17 protein-coding genes and 1 tRNA gene are annotated in these 16615 nt (G+C 61.1%); 8 read left to right on the top strand and 10 right to left on the bottom strand.

The window, feature by feature from the left end:
* Positions 1-240: 240 nt before the first annotated feature.
* Both cysE and AA105894_RS07660 read right to left on the bottom strand, forming a co-directional pair.
* Complete coding sequence (gene cysE, locus AA105894_RS07655; RefSeq protein ID WP_188425777.1) at positions 241-1041, bottom strand: serine O-acetyltransferase; 801 nt, start codon at positions 1039-1041, stop codon at positions 241-243.
* Positions 1038-2261, bottom strand: a complete 1224-nt coding sequence (locus tag AA105894_RS07660; RefSeq protein WP_267311202.1) for a UbiH/UbiF/VisC/COQ6 family ubiquinone biosynthesis hydroxylase — start codon at positions 2259-2261, stop codon at positions 1038-1040. Before AA105894_RS07660 ends, cysE begins: the two co-directional genes overlap by 4 nt.
* A 170-nt stretch (positions 2262-2431) precedes the next feature.
* On the opposite strand from AA105894_RS07660, the gene glnK reads away from it, so the two are divergent.
* From glnK to AA105894_RS07675, 3 genes are read left to right on the top strand one after another with little or no spacing between them, the layout of a single operon-like run.
* Complete coding sequence (glnK, locus tag AA105894_RS07665; protein ID WP_025841918.1) at positions 2432-2770, top strand: P-II family nitrogen regulator; 339 nt, start codon at positions 2432-2434, stop codon at positions 2768-2770.
* Between the two features lie 5 nt (positions 2771-2775).
* Positions 2776-4107 (top strand): ammonium transporter, encoded by a 1332-nt coding sequence (locus AA105894_RS07670; protein ID WP_304500469.1) that lies wholly within the window; start codon positions 2776-2778, stop codon positions 4105-4107.
* 28 nt (positions 4108-4135) lie between these two features.
* Complete coding sequence (locus AA105894_RS07675; RefSeq protein WP_267311203.1) at positions 4136-4639, top strand: hypothetical protein; 504 nt, start codon at positions 4136-4138, stop codon at positions 4637-4639.
* 90 nt (positions 4640-4729) lie between these two features.
* On the opposite strand, the gene AA105894_RS07680 is transcribed toward AA105894_RS07675, so the two are convergent.
* Positions 4730-5770: a sugar-binding transcriptional regulator gene (locus tag AA105894_RS07680; RefSeq protein WP_267311204.1), complete on the bottom strand. Its 1041-nt coding sequence runs from the start codon at positions 5768-5770 to the stop codon at positions 4730-4732.
* Between the two features lie 74 nt (positions 5771-5844).
* On the opposite strand from AA105894_RS07680, the gene AA105894_RS07685 reads away from it, so the two are divergent.
* Together AA105894_RS07685 and AA105894_RS07690 are read left to right on the top strand one after the other, a co-directional pair.
* Positions 5845-6534, top strand: a complete 690-nt coding sequence (locus AA105894_RS07685; protein ID WP_267311205.1) for a transaldolase family protein — start codon at positions 5845-5847, stop codon at positions 6532-6534.
* A 59-nt stretch (positions 6535-6593) separates the two neighbouring features.
* On the top strand, positions 6594-7538 hold the full coding sequence (locus AA105894_RS07690; protein WP_267311206.1) for a carbohydrate kinase family protein: 945 nt from the start codon (positions 6594-6596) through the stop codon (positions 7536-7538).
* 186 nt (positions 7539-7724) lie between these two features.
* On the opposite strand, the gene AA105894_RS07695 is transcribed toward AA105894_RS07690, so the two are convergent.
* Positions 7725-8909 (bottom strand): nucleoside hydrolase, encoded by a 1185-nt coding sequence (locus tag AA105894_RS07695; RefSeq protein WP_267311207.1) that lies wholly within the window; start codon positions 8907-8909, stop codon positions 7725-7727.
* A gap of 309 nt (positions 8910-9218) precedes the next feature.
* Positions 9219-9302, bottom strand: a tRNA-Tyr gene (locus AA105894_RS07700).
* Between the two features lie 95 nt (positions 9303-9397).
* On the opposite strand from AA105894_RS07700, the gene rlmB reads away from it, so the two are divergent.
* Both rlmB and AA105894_RS07710 read left to right on the top strand, forming a co-directional pair.
* Positions 9398-10189 (top strand): 23S rRNA (guanosine(2251)-2'-O)-methyltransferase RlmB, encoded by a 792-nt coding sequence (gene rlmB / locus AA105894_RS07705; RefSeq protein WP_188425784.1) that lies wholly within the window; start codon positions 9398-9400, stop codon positions 10187-10189.
* Between the two features lie 96 nt (positions 10190-10285).
* Entirely contained in the window at positions 10286-11284 is a 999-nt protein-coding gene (locus AA105894_RS07710; protein WP_267311208.1) for a zinc-binding alcohol dehydrogenase family protein, read from the top strand.
* A 12-nt stretch (positions 11285-11296) separates the two neighbouring features.
* Here AA105894_RS07710 and AA105894_RS07715 read toward each other — a convergent pair whose 3' ends face one another.
* Positions 11297-12124, bottom strand: coding sequence for a sulfotransferase family protein (locus tag AA105894_RS07715; RefSeq protein ID WP_267311209.1), 828 nt, complete (start codon positions 12122-12124; stop codon positions 11297-11299).
* 260 nt (positions 12125-12384) lie between these two features.
* Between AA105894_RS07715 and AA105894_RS07720 the strand changes: the two genes are divergently transcribed.
* Positions 12385-12780, top strand: coding sequence for a DUF3597 domain-containing protein (locus tag AA105894_RS07720; protein ID WP_267311210.1), 396 nt, complete (start codon positions 12385-12387; stop codon positions 12778-12780).
* A gap of 156 nt (positions 12781-12936) precedes the next feature.
* On the opposite strand, the gene ptsP is transcribed toward AA105894_RS07720, so the two are convergent.
* The 4 genes from ptsP to rapZ all read right to left on the bottom strand — a co-directional run bounded on the left by ptsP (position 12937) and on the right by rapZ (position 16582).
* Entirely contained in the window at positions 12937-14760 is a 1824-nt protein-coding gene (gene ptsP / locus AA105894_RS07725; RefSeq protein ID WP_267311211.1) for a phosphoenolpyruvate--protein phosphotransferase, read from the bottom strand.
* The gene (locus tag AA105894_RS07730) at positions 14753-15037 is read right to left on the bottom strand and encodes an HPr family phosphocarrier protein (RefSeq protein ID WP_188425788.1); all 285 of its coding nucleotides are present in this window, start codon (positions 15035-15037) and stop codon (positions 14753-14755) included. The genes ptsP and AA105894_RS07730 overlap by 8 nt, the downstream gene beginning before the upstream one ends.
* The gene (locus AA105894_RS07735; protein WP_267311212.1) at positions 15034-15534 is read right to left on the bottom strand and encodes a PTS sugar transporter subunit IIA; all 501 of its coding nucleotides are present in this window, start codon (positions 15532-15534) and stop codon (positions 15034-15036) included. Before AA105894_RS07735 ends, AA105894_RS07730 begins: the two co-directional genes overlap by 4 nt.
* 76 nt (positions 15535-15610) lie before the next feature.
* The gene (gene rapZ, locus AA105894_RS07740) at positions 15611-16582 is read right to left on the bottom strand and encodes an RNase adapter RapZ (protein WP_267311213.1); all 972 of its coding nucleotides are present in this window, start codon (positions 16580-16582) and stop codon (positions 15611-15613) included.
* Positions 16583-16615: the final 33 nt, after the last annotated feature.

A 16615-nucleotide genomic window follows, 5' to 3' on the forward strand; every position in this document is an offset into this window, starting at 1 on the left:
ATCATCCAGGACCGCAGAGATAGGATTGTCGATGGGGCGATCCGACCAGATATCGAATTGCCGATAGTGCAGACGATAGGCAAAGGCGGGCTGGGGATAAGCCAGTATGGCGATATACACGCCGAACGCGCCTGTCAGTGAGAGACCGACCCGGCAGAGGGCCTTTCGGCTCTTTCTCAGGCTGAATCGTTTCACCGGTGTTGCGTCTCCAACTTTGGCGCGTTCGCTCTGTCTGCCCGGTCAGATCACGTAATCGACCGGAGGCAGGCGCTGATCCATGGCGAGGGCAGGCATGTTGGTGTGACGTGTGCCGATGCGGCGGGCCGGGTTGCCGACGACCGTGGTGTAGGGGTGGACGCTTTCCAGCACGACCGAACCAGCACCGATCTTGGCGCCCTCGCCAAGCTCGATATTGCCGAGAACGATGGCGCCAGCGCCGACCAGAACACCGCGACGCACCTTGGGGTGACGATTGCCCGTCTCCTTGCCGGTGCCGCCTAGCGTGACACCCTGAAGAAGTGAAACATCGTCTTCGATGATGCAGGTCTCACCAATGATGATCCCTGCGCCATGATCGAAGACGAGGCGTCGACCGAGCTGTGCGGCGGGGTGGATGTCGAGGCCGAAACGCTCGCTCACAAGGCTCTGGATATGGCGGGCCAGATGCTGGCGGTCATGCTGCCAGAGCCAGTGCGCGATGCGATAGGCCTGAATGGCGTGATAGCCTTTGAAGAACAGGAAAGGCGTCACGTAATCGGGGCAGGCGGCATCGCGTTCGAAAATGGCGATCATGTCTTCGGCGGCGGCTTCGGCGATTTCGGGTCGTTCGATCAGAGCCGACGTGACGAGGGCCGACAGCACAGGCGCCGACAGGGCGCGGTCTGCCAGTTTGGTGCCGAGCAGGGCAGCCAATGCGCCCTGAAAATTGCGATGATCGCTGATGCCGGTCGCGAAAACACCCTGAATAAGCACGTCGCAGCAGACATCGCTCTGCTTGAGCATTTCCTGCCAGATGGCGTTGAGGTCGGGTGGTGTGCTCATAGACCCATGGCCTTCTTCACAAAGGCGCGTCGCAGGCCGGGCAGGCGGCTCATCGCTTCCAGACCCAGATCGCGCCCGAAACGCAGAACGGGGTTGTCGTTGCCGAAAAGCCGCTCAAGCCCGTCACAGGCGGCCATCATGGCCATGTTGCCCGGGCGTACGCGACGTTGATAACGGGTGAGCAGATCTGCACCGCCAAGATCGCCGCCTGTCGCGAAACGCTCTTCGAGCAGGGCTGTCAGGGCAATGACATCCTTGAAACCGACATTGAGCCCTTGCCCGGCAATCGGGTGCAGACCATGGGCGGAATCACCCGCCAGAGCGAGGCGAGGGCCGATATAGCGCTGCGCATATTGGGCGGAGAGCGGATAGATCCAGCGGCGCCCGACCGGCACGGCGTTACCGACATCATCACCAAGGCGCTGCATGATGGCTCCGGCAAAGCCGGTTTCGTCGAGAGCGTAGAAGCGTTCGGCGCGTCGGGTCGATTCTGCCCAGACAATGGCCGAGCGATAAGGATGCTCGGCATTGCCTGGCAGGGGCAGACGGGCAAACGGGCCCTGAGGCAGAAAATGCTCGAGCGCACGATCTTCATGCGGTCTTTCATGATGGATGATGCTGATCAGACCGCACTGGTTATAGGGCAGACGCGTGACCATGATGCCCGCCTGCTGCCGCAGAGGGCTCTGACGACCCTCAGCGGCAATGACGAGGGCTGCGCGATAAGAGGCGCCCGATCCAAGCGTGATCGCAACATGGTTGTCTTCGAAGACGAAACTGCCGGTTTCCGGGGCGGCAATTTCAAGCGCGCCCTCATGCGCGGTCAGGGCATGATTGAGCGCGGCACGCAGATCGCGCGCTTCGATCATCCAGCCGAAAGGGGTTTTCTCGCCATTTTCGACGGGGGCGTCGTCTGGTGAAAAACACAGGCCATGGCGCGAGGCGGCCTGGCCGGGGCGGCCGTCACTGACGGTGATGCTGCGTATGGGCTGCGAGGGGCTGGGCAGATGCTGCCAGATACCCGCCGCGTCAAGCATGCGGCGCGAGCCTTCGGTAATGGCATAGGCACGACCATCGAGCGAAGGGTGCTCCATGCCGGGCAGGGGGGCCCGGTCGATCAGCAGGATTCGCAGACCTGACGCCGCGAGACGGCAGGCCAGAGTCGCGCCAACCGGACCGGCGCCGTTGATGCAGATATCGACCTGTCGCATGGGGTGCATTTCCTCGCAGCCTGAATAACCGTGGCTTTTTTAATGCAGTCCTAGGAAATGGGAAATGGATCGTTATAGGCCCTTGCCAATCTCGTTATGAAACTGGCACGATTTACGTTCATGATAACTGGCAGAACTGTTTGCCTAAACAGAGGCCTGTTGCGGCGCGGAGGGATGTAATGAAGCTCATCACGGCGATTATCAAGCCGTTCAAACTGGACGATGTCCGTGAAGCCCTCACCCCATTAGGGGTACAGGGTCTAACGGTTACCGAGATCAAGGGTTTCGGTCGTCAGAAGGGACAGACGGAGATTTATCGAGGGGCAGAATATCAGGTCAGTTTCCTGCCCAAGGTCAAGATCGAGATCGCCGTGACCGACGATATCGTCGATGAGGTGGTCGAGGCGATCCTGAACGCAGCGCGCACCGGCAAGATCGGCGATGGCAAGATCTTTGTCTCGCCGCTGGACACTGTCATCCGCATCAGAACCGGTGAAACGGGAGAAACAGCCATATGAGCCGCATGTACAAGGCGCTTGCTCCTCTTTCCCTCGCCCTGATGCCGCTGCCCGCTTTTGCAGCGCCCGCCGCCATTGATACCGGCGACACCTCGTGGATGCTAGTCAGCACGGCTCTTGTCCTGCTGATGACCATTCCGGGTGTCGGCCTGTTCTACGCCGGCATGGTGCGCAAGAAGAACGTGCTGGCCACGCTCATCCAGTCTTTCGCCATCTGTTGTATCGCGAGCCTTGTCTGGCTTGTGGTGGGCTACAGCCTTGCCTTTGGCACGGGCACGCCCTGGATCGGCGATATGTCGCGCTTCATGCTGAACGGCGTTGCCGAGCATATCAGCAAGGGTGTCGATCAGGCCTTCACCATGGGCGCCAATTCGGCCAACCCGGTGGCGATGACCATCCCCGAAAGCGTCTGGGTCATGTTCCAGATGACCTTCGCGATCATCACCCCCGCCCTGATTGCCGGCAGCTTTGCCGAGCGCATGAAGTTCTCGGCACTCTGCGTGTTCACCATCCTGTGGTCGCTGGTGGTCTATGCCCCGATCGCTCACTGGGTCTGGAGCCCGCTTGGCTGGGTGGCTGGTATCGGCGCTGTCGATTTCGCCGGTGGCACGGTCGTTCACATCAATTCCGGTGTGGCCGGTCTCGTCGCGGCACTGGTTCTGGGCAAGCGTCGTGGCTACGGGCATGAGGATCTCTCACCCTTCAACCTGACCTACGCCATCATTGGTGCCTCGCTGCTCTGGGTTGGCTGGTTCGGCTTCAATGCAGGTTCTGCCGGTGGCGCCAACGGGCGTGCAGGCATGGCCATGCTGACCACGCAGATCGCGACCGCAGGCGGTGCCATGGCCTGGATGGCAGCAGAATGGATCCATTCGCGCAAGCCGACGGCTCTGGGCATCATCTCGGGTGCAGTGGCCGGTCTGGTTGCCATTACCCCGGCTGCCGGTTTCGTTCTCGCTGGTCCGGCGCTGATCATTGGTCTTGTGGCCGGTGTGGTCTGCTTCTGGGCGTCTGCCATTCTCAAGCCGCGCCTCGGCTATGACGACAGCCTTGACGCCTTTGGTGTTCATGGCACGGGCGGTATCGTTGGTGCGCTGCTGACCGGTGTGTTCGCCTATGGCCCGCTTTCGGCGACCGATGCGAACCCTGCCGGTGTGGTGGGCTCCTTCGCCCAGTTCGTCCGTCAGGCCGAAGCGGTTGGCGTGACCATCGTCTGGTGCGTGATCTTCACCTTCATCATCCTCAAGGCAATCGACCTCACAATCGGTCTGCGTGTCACGCGTGATGAGGAACTCGAAGGTCTGGACATGGTTCTTCATGGCGAGCGGATCAACTGATCCGCATTGTCCTTCAAGGGAAATACCGATGGCACTGAAACGCTCACATGGCCACGCTCTTCTGGCCAGTCTCATGCTCGGAGGGGCGGCGCTCGCCAGCCCTTCAGCTCTGGCGCTGACCGCCAAGGAATGCCATGCGAAGTTTCAGGCCGCTGAAAAGGCAGGCACGCTGAACGGTCAGAAATACAAGGATTTCAAGGCCGCCCAGTGTGGGGATGTCTCGACCCAGACAGCGCAGCAGAATATGCCCGCTGCCGAGAAAGAGGCCGCCGCTGACAAGCCGGTCACCACCGACGCACCGGCTTCGCCCGGGGCAGGTATTGCGTCAAAGCCCAGCACGGCGTCGTCTGGCAATGTAGTGTTTCCCACCGCCGTATCGGCACAATATGCCAAGCTTTCAGCAGGCAAGGCCCGTATGAAGACCTGCCTCGACCAGTATCATGCCAACCAGCAGAGCGGTGGTAATGGCTCTCTGAAATGGATTCAGAAGGGCGGCGGGTATTACTCGCAGTGCAATGCCAAGCTGAAATAAACGGCTGCTTTCTGCCAGTTTCGAACGCCGCTCCTTTCTGTCAGGGGGCGGCGTTTTTTTGTGCCTGTTGCGCAGGAAGCGATCAGCTCGTCAGAGATCGTTCCCCAGGGCCAGCAGGGCGCGGGCCGCGCCGATATCGGTCACGAGCGTATGGCAGCCTAATCTTCTGATCGCAGCAAAAATGGCGGGGGCTCGGCTCACGCCGCCCGAGGCGATCACCAGATGGCGCGTTTCAGCTAGAACAGAGAGCGCCACAGACATGATGCGGCGATTGAGAGGGTGGTCGATTTCACGCCCCTGACCATCGAGCGCATGACACATCACATCGCATAGCGCGCCACGCTCGATGAGACGTTCGTATTCCGCTGCGGAAATAAGGCCGCGCGACAATGACGTGGCCTCTGCGCCGATATCGCCGACGCTCACGATCGCCATGTCGAGCGAGGCGGCCATCTGATCGATCCGATCAAGCCCGCATTTCTCGCGCAGGACACGCGCTGTCTCCGCCGAATCGACCAGAAGCGGCGCCGGATAGAGAAAGCACTCCGCCCCCATCCGGCTGGCGAGTTGCCAGGCATAATCAGTGCTGTTTTCGTGCCCGGCTTCGATCATGCCGCCAAGAAGGGAAATGACCCTTGTATCGGCCAGGCGTAAGGGGCGAAAACTGCCCAGTGAGGCAGTAAGGGTGCGGCCCCAGCCAACGCCAAGACTCATGCCCTCATGCACCGTCTCCGAGAGAAAGCGCCCCAGCGCGGCCCCGACGGAACGTGTTGCCTCGTCCTGATCACGCGCTTGCGGCACGATGATCGCCTCTGCCAGGCCAAAGCGTGCCTCCAGATCGGCGGCAAGGCTGAGACTTTCTTCTGAATCGGTGGCGATCCAGATCTGCACCTCACCCCGACGCAGGACCTCCTCCAGCAGGCGGATAACCGTGGTGCGAGCCAGACCCAGCGCTTCGGCGATGTCTCTCTGGGTCATCCTGCGATCGTAATACATCCAGGCCACACGAAGCCGCGTAGCCTTGTCAGACGTCACGCCCTTGCCCTGCATCCGCTTCACTCGCGTCATGGTCGTCTTTTCCGCAGCCTTAGCGCCCCGCTTTTTCCGGGTGACGCATATGTGTTCGCTCATTCTAACATGTGTCCTGACAATAGGACAAAAGTACGTATTCTCCCTGCTATCATTGCTGAATTCAGGAGAGTCGAATGGTCCAGAGAGCCGAGCCGGGTGCCCGTCCGGGTGTAAGATTATTTCTCGATACAGCTGACCGCGAGGCCCTGGCCCGCTGGCTGCCGACCGGTCTGTTTCATGGTGTCACCACCAACCCGACCATTCTCGATCGCGCCGGACTACGCAGCAGCTTCGATGACATTGCGCCGCTGATGCAGGAGATCCTGACCTATCCGGTGCAGGAAGTTCAGGCCCAGTGCTGGGGTACAGAAACCGATGCCCTGATCGAGACCGGCCTCGCTCTTGCCGCGCTCGACCCCCGTCTTGTGGTCAAGGTGCCGATTACCGAGAACGGCATCCGTGCCGTTGCGGCGCTGCATGCGCGCGGTGTGCGAACGACCCTGACGGCGGTCTATGTGGCCCATCAGGCCCTGACGGCTGCCGCTTCCGGAGCGGATTATGTGGCTCCCTATTTCGGGCGTATCAACGATAGCGGTCGCGATGCCTTGGCCGTGATCAGCGAGATGCAGGCCATTCTCGGTTCGACAGGCACGACGACACGCCTGCTGGTGGCCAGCCTGCGCCATGCCGAAGACATGGCCCGTCTCGCCTCCCTCGGCTGTGACACTTTCACCTTCAGCCCGGTTGTCGCCGAGCAACTGTTCTCTGACCCCCAGACGACGGAAGCTTCTGCGGTTTTCGAGGCAACGGCAGCAGGGGCCTGAGTCCGGCACCTTTTCACAATTGCCGCGCATAACCCGCTCTTGCGGACGGAAAGACAGCAATGACCCACTCTGTTCTCTGCCTCGGCGAGGCGGTGATCGATTTCATTCCCGTGCAGGCAGAAGGAGGGGCGGCGTATCGCCCTTGTCTGGGTGGGTCGTCCTATAATGTGGCGCGAGCCCTGGGCAGGCTCGGGGTGCCGACAGAGTATGGCTGCGCCGTCTCGACCGATCTTTTCGGCGACCAGTTTGTGGCTGGTCTGACGGAGAGCCGGGTCGGGCAGCGCTTTCTGCAGCGGCTGGAGGCGCCTTCGACCCTCGGTTTCGTCAGCCTCGATCAGGCAGAGCCGGTCTATGCTTTTTACGATGAGGGCGCGGCTGACCGCATCTGTGAGGCCATGCCCTCCGATCTGGCACTGTCCGGGGTCGGAACACTGCATTTCGGCTCGATCGCGCTCATACGCGAGCCCACGGCGTCAGCCTATGAGACGCTCTTTCTGCGCGAGGCTGGTGGCACAAGGCTGGTGAGTTTTGACCCCAATATCCGCGCTTCGCTGGTGCGCGACGAGGCAGGCTACCGGGCGCGTATCGACAGGCTGCTTCGGGCCGCTGATATCATCAAGATCAGTGGTGCCGATCTTGACTGGCTTTTTCCGGAAATATCGCATGAGGCCGCGGCGGCAGACTGGCTCCGGCATCGGGCGCGGGTGGTGGTGATCACCCATGGCAAGGATGGTGTCAGCGGATGGAGCCGCGTTTCGCACGCTCATGCCAAGGCCATCCCGACTGAGGTTGTCGATACGGTAGGGGCCGGAGACAGCTTCATGGCCGGGTTTCTTGCAGGCCTGCATGAAGAAAACCTGCTCACCCCTGAGACACTGGGCCACCCGTCAGCCGATGCCCTGCATCAGGCGCTCGCCTACGGCCAGAAAGTCGCCAGCGCCACCTGCGCCCGTCGCGGGGCAGATTCCCCATGGAGAGACCAGATCGCAACCGGGAGGCGGTAGAGCGCTCCGGATTTAGGTCCACTTTGCCGCTTCTGCAGGGCATCCTGTCAGGGAGGGATGCAGGGGCGGCGTATCTGTATCCCTCTTCTCGAGCCGCTTTCTTCGCCTCGCTTCGGCGGTTAGAGCCGGAATCAAGGTGCGGTGCCGGGGCGGATCAAGTCTACACCCCGGCACAGATCGGGCTGATCAGGGCAGAGGTCTGCCGCTGAGGGGCTTCTGGGGGGCTGCGACGAGGCGGTCGATGAGGTCCTCGAAGCGGGGGATGTCGATTCTCTGCACCACGATGGTTCTGCCCTCGCCAAGACCGGGCTGATAGCCGGGCGACCAGGAGAGGATATCGCCATAAGAGGCGCTGAACTGCGTGTTCACATCGACATAGAGATCTGCCTTCTGCGTGATCAGGCTTGGGTCGAGCCAGACGGCCGCTGCTATCTCATCCCAGAGGGGAAAGCCGGGCTCGCGCGTTTTGAGCGACCGGGCAACAGGGGTGTCGGAGCGCGAAAGGCGCTTGAGCAGGGCAGGCGTCAGTTCGGTATCCGTTGAAGGATCGACCGGGATCATGGTGATTTTCGGCCAGGGTGCCCGCAGGGCAATGCTGGCTGCTTCGGGGTCGAAGCGGATATTGAATTCGCGTCTTGGTGTATTCAGAAACTCACGGGCAAATTGATGGGCGACCTCATCGGGGCGCGTCTGTCGCGGGTTGAGGCTGCCCCCCATATAGACCAGTTCTTTCGCCAGAGACGCAAATTGCGGGTCGAGGCGCTGGGCCAGCGCAAGATTGGTCAGAGGGCCGGTCGCGATGATCGAGATCTGATGCGGATAGCGATGCACCATGTCGATCATGAAATCTGCTGCACGCTCCGATTGCGCCTTGATGGTCGGGTTGCCCTGGGGCAGATCCGGCACGACATCGGGCCCATGATAGGGCGGGAGCTTCTGCAGGGTGGGCTCCACCCAGTGCTTCATCCAGACGCCTTTCCAGACCATCTTGCCATAGAGGGCTTCCCAGCGTTCTGTCTGCGCTTCCGTGTTGACCAGTGGAAAGCTGGCGCCGGTATAGACCGGCAGATCCGGACGCCCGGCAATTTCCACACCGCGCAGGGCATCGGCTGTCGCCTCTTTCGCCCAGGCGTCGCCAGTCACGGTCGTGACCCCCATGACCTGAACATCAGGGGCCTTGATGACCATCCATTGCGCGAGTGCAAAGCCGTCATCGTCGAGAATGACCTTGCGCGGTTCTGCATGGGCCGCACTCAGGCCAAAACAGGCCAGCCCGAGACAGGCAAGGCTTAGCCGGGCCATTTTCGAGCGGTCAGGACGCGCCTCTTTCGCGCGGGTCATATCGCGTTGTGATGCCAAACCAGAACCCATCACCAATCCACTCCTCAAACTCACGGTCGCGCAAGACAAGCTGCGTCGCCCGGGCAGGGAGACGGTTTATCCGTCTCCGTAACGATGAGGAGAGTGTGTAACGTGCAGCGCATTGCGCGCAATGCGGCACGGCCAGGGAAGATGAGCAAAAAAGGAGGAGTGGGGTCGAAGGCGGCCCGCCGCAGCAAGACGCTCCCTGCAAACAGGGAAGAGCGGGAGGAAGAAAGCCCTGCAGAACGAGCCTGAGGCGAGGCCCGGCAATCGCCATGAAAGCGCTTGGATCATGATCGGATTGTCAGGAAGGGGACCTGGTGGAGAGAGTTGGATTCGAACCAACGTAGGCAAGCCAGCGGATTTACAGTCCGCCCCCTTTAACCACTCGGGCACCTCTCCGGGTCGGCACGGGAAATATGGCGGATCAGGACTGGTGTCAACGGGAATTCTTCATTTTTGTTGCATGATGAGAGGGTTCCTCTAGAAGTGCCCTCATGTCGAAACGCCCCTCACGCTCGCCCTCTCCCCGTTCTCCTTCAGGCCGTTCGGGCCGCTCCGCCGAGGGGCGCGCCGCGGCCAGTGGCTACTGGATGTACGGGCTGCATGCGGTAGAAGCCGCCCTGCGTAACCCGGATCGTCATCTGCATGAACTGCTGGTGACGAAAGAGGGATTATCGGCGCTCGAATCCAAACAGGCGCCCATCCGCATTTCCCCCAATGTGGTGGAGCGCCAGCGTCTCGATCTGCTCTGCGAGCGCGATGCGGTGCATCAGGGTGTATGTCTGCGTGTCGAACCCCTGACCCCGCCTTTTCTTGATGAGGTCCTTGAAGGTCGTGAAGGCCCGCTGCTGATTCTCGATCAGGTAACTGACCCGCGCAATATCGGGGCTATCCTGCGCTCTGCGGCTGCTTTCGGTGCGGCGGCACTGGTGGTTCAGGATCGCAATACCCCGCAGGAAGGGGGCGCGCTGGCCAAGGCAGCCTCAGGCGCGCTCGATGTCGTGCCGGTTCTGCGCGAGGTCAATCTGTCACGCATCATCGCCCAGTTGCAGAATGCCGGTCTCTGGACTGTCGGGCTCGACGCCGGTGGTTCGGTGCTGAACGGCCCGAGCTATGCGGGGCGTCGTGTGGCGCTGGTGCTGGGGGCCGAAGGGGCAGGTCTGCGCCGCCTGACACGTGAGAGCTGTGACGAAATCGCCAGCGTTTACATGCCCGGCGATATGGAGAGCCTGAACGTATCCAACGCTGCGGCTGTCGCCTTGTACGAGCTGGTGCGCCCCGCCTGAGTTTGATCCTGCCCGAAGTGACAGAATGCTGCTTCGGGTGTGGGGGCTGTGCTAGGCTTCTCTCTTCAGCGTGTTTTCACGAAAAGGGAGATCCGCATGAAAGCGGTCGGCTACAAGGCGCCCGGTGCGCCTGACATCCTGCAGGATATCGAGCTTCCCGATCCGGAAGCGCCGGAGGGGCGTGATCTGCTCGTGCGGGTCAAGGCGGTCTCGATCAACCCGGTCGATACCAAGATACGCCATCGCGCTGGCGCGCTTGAGGGCGATGACTGGCGTGTTCTGGGCTGGGACGCTGCCGGAATCGTCGAGGCTGTCGGGCCAGATGTCAGCCATTTCCGACCCGGTGATCGTGTTTTCTATGCAGGCGCGCTGATGCGCCAGGGCAGTAATGCCGAACAGCAGCTTGTTGAGGAAACACTGGTCGGCCACATGCCCGAGGGGCTGGACTGGGGGCAGGCAGCGTCTCTGCCCCTTACCGCGGTGACAGCGTGGGAAATGCTCTTTGACCGTCTTTCGGTCACTCATCTGACCTCTGGCGCGCTCCTTGTCGTAGGCGGTGCCGGTGGGATTGGGTCGATACTGATCCAGATTGCGCGCAAGCTGACAGGGCTGACAATTATCGCCACGGCATCACGCCCCGAAACGCGTGAATGGGTCGAGAAGATGGGCGCGCATCATGTCATCGATCATCGTGGTGACATGGCGGCTCAGATCAGGGCGCTTGGCCTTGAGCATGTCAGCCATATCGCGTCTCTGACAGCCAGCGACCAGCATCAGAAAACCTATGAGGAAATCCTGGCACCGCAGGGGCATCTCAGCCTGATCGACGATCCGGCGCATTTCGATATCATGGGGTTCAAACGCAAGAGCGCCGTGATTTCGTGGGAATTCATGTTCACGCGCTCTCTTTTCGCCACGCCGGACAAGGCGCGCCAGCATGATATTCTCGAGCAGGTTTCGTCTCTGGTTCAGGCGGGCGATCTGGTGCCGACAGAGCATCGGCGCGTGACGGGGCTTTCTGCCGAAACCCTGATGGCGCTGCATCGTGACAGCGAGGCTGGCACAAGCATCGGCAAGACGGTTCTCGTCTTCTGAGCATACGCCGTCTCAGGCGAGAATGCGCACCCCGCTTTCTCCCGCCTGAGGCCGACGCCAGAACATGCCGCCAGCCAGGGTCTCCTGCACAGCGGGCGGCAGGATGCAGCGCCTCTCTTCAAAGCTGACTTTCGGGCGAAGCTGATGCAGGCCCGGTGTGGAGAGTGCCTGATCGAACGCCGTGTGATCATGGCTTTCGACATGCGCGAAATCATAGTCATGAGCGGGCAGGCCGAGCTCCCGCGTAAGAGTGGCCAGCGTGGCCTTGGGGTAACGGGCGAGATAGTCGTAATCGACCAGAATGAGCCGGTTGGCGAATGGCCCGTGAAACGCCTCGATCAGCACCCGCCAGGCATAGCCGAAGACGCCATCGGCAGAGAGCAGATGGTCGAGCCTGTCATGCTGCGTGGCGCGCTTGCCGATCGGTACGAGATGCGATGAGAGAATGGGGTCACGAACGATCAGGCGCTCAAGCGAGTCCATGATCCAGATCGGGTCGCGCACGCAGCAGATGACTTTTGCCGCAGGAAAGATTGTGTCGATCAGCCCCAGCCGGGCGCACCAGTCGCGATGGGTGTCGATGATGACCCGTCGCTCAGTGCCCGAAGCGTAATAGCTGTCGAGAATCTGGCGCAGCACACGGTCGCGCTTTCTGGCATCGAAATCGCCCGCATATTCACCTTCAGCCATGAGGGACGATACGCGCAGGATCATGGGCGCTACCGGGGAGGATCGGCCCGATGTGACGAGGGCCGGGTTTTGCGAGAGCAGGGCGGAAAGCAGGGTCGAGCCCGAGCGCGGAAGGCCGGAAATAAAATGGACATCTGGGCTGGGCGACATAGCGCGGGCTGATCCTCTGAAATGGCGGAAAACTCCGCCTATACGGCTGTCAGCGTCTCAGCAATGAGGCATGCGCGCCTCATTGCTGTGTCAAAAAAATCACTATGCAAGAGAAAACCTTTATACGTTCAGGACGATAAGGTATTTTCCAGTTCAATTGATGCCCTGAAGCAACATGTCACTTTTGGTTACGACATGAAATATTCAGAAATATGCGACAAGAAGCGTGATTCGGGCATCGTACGTCAGGGAGAGCCATAATGGGCATTTTCAGCACGATCATGACGAAGATCTTCGGCCACGCCGAAGCGGCACCGGCAAGCGGTTCGGCGGGCAGCACTGCCGCGTCACCAATTGATACCAATGCCTCATCCGCCACACCTTCGGCACCGAGTACGCCTGTCGATGTCGATGCCGTCCTGACACGTCTTGCTGCCGAGAAAGGCCAGCCCCTGAACTGGCGGACCTCCATCGTCGATCTGCTGAAGCTGCTCGACATGGACAGCTCTCTCGACGCACGCAAGCATCTGGCGCAGGAGCTGCATTACTCGGAAAGCACCGAAGACAGCGCCGCCATGAATGTATGGCTGATCCGTCAGGTCATGCAGAAGCTGGCCGAAAACGGCGGCAAGGTGCCGGAAGAACTCCGCCACTAAGAGACTATTTCCGTTTGAGAGACTGGAGGCAGTGGTCTGAATGACCACTCTCCGGCACCATAACCGATGGCCTCACGCCCCGGTCATGGTGCTTTCACGCTCGCACGGCTGGGGGTGCAAACGCACCCGACGGCCTGCTTCTCTGACAAGCAAAAATCAGCAGGCGAAGCTACGCACCAGTTCCGTAAGCTGGATGGGGTCTTCGACCAGCATTGCCCGGCGATAGAGATCATCGCAAGCGTCGATGCTCAGGGAGCGTATCATGCGTTTGACGGCCGGAAGCGAGGCCGCTGACATCGAGAATGAACGCAGCCCCATACCGATCAGCAGGGCGACACTGCGCGGGTCAGCGGCCATCTCACCGCAGACACAGATCGGGCGGTGTGCCCGCAGGGCTTCATCGACGGATAAGCGCAGCAGCTTGAGCAGGCTCGGATGAAGCGCCGTGTAAAGCGCCGATCCCATTGAGGCCGAGCGATCGACAGCCAGCGTATACATGGTCAGGTCATTGGTGCCGAGCGCGAGAAAATCCGCCTGACGCACAAGAGCTCCCGCTGTCAGGGCGGCTGCAGGTGTCTCGATCATGACCCCGAGCGGGGGCAGGTCATTGGGAAGCTTCACTCCACGACGACGCAGTCTTCTGGCGCAGCGTTCATAGATCTGCCTTGTGGCGATCACCTCATTTACCGAGCTGACCATAGGCAGCAGAATGCGGCACTTCCCCTCCAGGCTGGCGCGCAGGATGGCGCAGAGCTGAGCTTCCAGAATTTCGGGGTGGCGCAGCAGCAGGCGCAGTCCTCGCACGCCAAGCGCCGGGTTTTCCTCTTCCTGCTCGTCATGAATGCCAAGCTGCCTCAACCGGGCCAGACCCTTTTCGCCGCCCCAGTCCAGCACCCTGATGGTCGTCGTCATGCCCTGCATGTCGGCAAGCAGCCCGGCATAGACGGCATATTGCCCGTCTTCGTCGGGCAAAGGCTCGCTCTCATCGAACAGGAATTCGGTACGCAGAAGGCCGATTCCCGCCGCACCATTGCGGTGCAGCAGGGGCAGTTCGTTGGCGATCTCGATATTGGCCAGAAGCTCGACATCTTCACCGCTGATCAGGCGGCTCGGCAGGCGGCGCAGGCGGCCAATGCCCTTGCGTTCCTTTGCTTCCTCGGCCATGGCCGAGCGGGCTTCTGCGAGCGTCGAGGAATCAGGGTTGATGATGACCCGCCCGCTCGATCCGTCGACAATCAGCAGACTGCCATCCTCGACGAGACTGGTCAGTTCAGGCACGGCCAGCACGGCAGGCACGTTCAACGCACGCAGCATGATGGCCGTATGATCTGTCGCGCCGCCGCCTTCCGACAGCACGGCAGCGATGCGGTTCGGATCGATGACGGCAGCATCGGCGGGGCGAATCTGCTCTGCCACCAGAACCGACCCGCCCGGAATATCGGAAAAAGCGCGAAATGACACGCCGGTCAGATTGCGGAGCAGCCTGCGGGCCACCTCTCGAAACTCGCCTTCGCGCCGCCTTGCGCCTTCGATTTCCTCTTCCGGCATGCCGGGCTGAGGCCCAGCCTGGGCGGCCAGTGTCTCGCTTTCGAGTTGAACGGCGGCCTCTGCCGTCAATCCGTCTTCGGCAATGCGTCGATAGGCGGCGCGTACCAGTCGCGAATGGTTGAGCATGCGCTCATAGACCGTGAGCATTGCATCGATTTCGATCCGGCCCTCATCGGGCAGGCTGGTCAGCTTGCCGCGCAGTTTCTTGAGCTGCTTGAGGGTCAGGGCGATGGCCTGATCGAGACGTGTGCTTTCTGCCTCGGCGGGCAGTTGCGACGGTACGGCCTCGATGACTGGCAGAGGGCGCTCATGAGCGAGGCTTGCCCGCGCAATGACGATTCCGGCGGAAATGCCTGTACCCTGCAGGATTTTCATGGGCCGGTCGTCGGGCAGGGTAATGTCGCTCGACGGGCGGCGCAGTCTCTTAATCACGTTCGCCAAAGCCGTCGGAGACGAGAATGATCAGCGCATCGATGGCCGCGCTGGCCTGTGGGCCGCTTGCCTGAATGCGGACCATCTCGCCACGACCGGCGCCAAGCATCATCAACCCCATGATCGACAGCGCCGAAACGCGCTGGTCATGACGGCTCACGTCGATGACGGCATCGAAGCTTTCAGCAAGCGTGACGAATTTCGCTGCGGCGCGGGCATGCAGGCCGAGCCGGTTGACGATGGTCACATCGCGTTCCAGCGTCGGGCCTGCGCTCATCGGGCGACCTGACGCAGGGGCGTCAATAGCGGGGAAATGGGAGGGACATAGCTCATGGTGGTATTGACCACCATTTCACAGCTTTTGCCGCCTTGCAAACAGGACTCAGGCAGCTGATAGGCGGCGGCGATATATTTGCGGCCGGCCATAGTCGCCAGCTCGGCGCATTCGGCCAGGCTGCGTGTGCAGCGTGTCTTGGCCAGCTTGACCAGCATCGGCACATTGACGCCAGCCAGAACCTCAACACGGCCTTCATGCCGCAGGGAAAGCGCGAGATTGGAGGGGGTGCTGCCGAAGATATCGGTCAGAAGCAGAACGCCATCGCCGGTATCAACGGCATTGATGGCGGCGGTGAGCTGGGCACGGGTGAGAGCGATATCATCGTCGGGCATGATGCCCATGACCGCCATCTGGACCTGCGGGCCAACCACATGGGTCACGATTTCAATGAGAGACTGGGCGAGAGAACCATGGGTGACAAGAACGATCCCGATCATCGGGGCCTTCCTTCAAGGGGGCTGTGACGCCAGAAATCTGGCGACCCCATGACATATTGGTCATCACTCGCGGTTATCAAGACGGCTCTGTCCGTGTCTGTTCATCCGACGTGACACGGTGCTGAGGGGGGCGAACCCATCGCCATGAGCTGCGTCCCTGCCGTGCCAGTTCCCGATGCATGACGGCGATTGGCCCATCTGACAAGAGTGTAATGTCGTCAGAGTTCCCTAACGCGGCAGCAATCTCTTCAACAAGTGTTACAGAGCGGTGTTGACCGCCCGAGCAGCCAATGGCGATTGTCGCGTGCTTTTTCCCCTCGGCCACGAAACGAGGTAATACAAGTTTGAGCAATCCAAGGATCTGCGAAAAGAAAAGATCGTAATCGGGGTCACGTCGTACGTATTCGCGCACGTCCTGCTCAAGCCCGGTCATGGCCTTCAGGGCGTCGTCGTAATGCGGGTTGCGCAGGAAACGCGCATCGAAAACAAGATCGGCCTCACGGGGCAGGCCCGCTGGATAGGCGAAAGAAAGAAGGGTCGTTGTCATCGAGTCGCCATCATTCTGATGGCCGAATCGCGACTCGATCAGCCGACGCAGATCGGGTGGCGGCAGATCTGATGTGTCGATCACGAGATCGGCAGCGCTTCTCAGGGGCATGAGCAGACCGATTTCCTGCTCGATGCTGGCCATGAGGCCGGGGCCGCTGCCTGTATTGGCATCGAGCGGGTGACGGCGGCGTGTCGCGGTGAAGCGACGGAGCAGCACATCGGTCTCGGCCGTAGCGTAGATCAGTTCGACATGTTGCGGCCCGGGCTGGGCGCGCAGTTTGGTCAGCGCCTCAAGCACGGCACGCGCCTCAAAACCGCGCGTGCGGGCATCGATGCCAATGGCGAGCGGGTGTTCCGTGCGCGCCACAAGCGCATCGAGCAGGTTCAGCGGTGGGTTGTCGGTCACTTCGTAACCGAGATCTTCAAGAATGCGCAGAATGGAAGATTTGCCAGCGCCGGACAGCCCGGTGACCAGCAGAACGCGTCGCGCGGGAATCACAGACCGTCTCTCCTGTCATCAAAGCCGGGATAC

It is taken from the genome of Asaia spathodeae NBRC 105894, from assembly GCF_025994195.1.
GTDB classification, from domain to species: domain Bacteria; phylum Pseudomonadota; class Alphaproteobacteria; order Acetobacterales; family Acetobacteraceae; genus Asaia; species Asaia siamensis.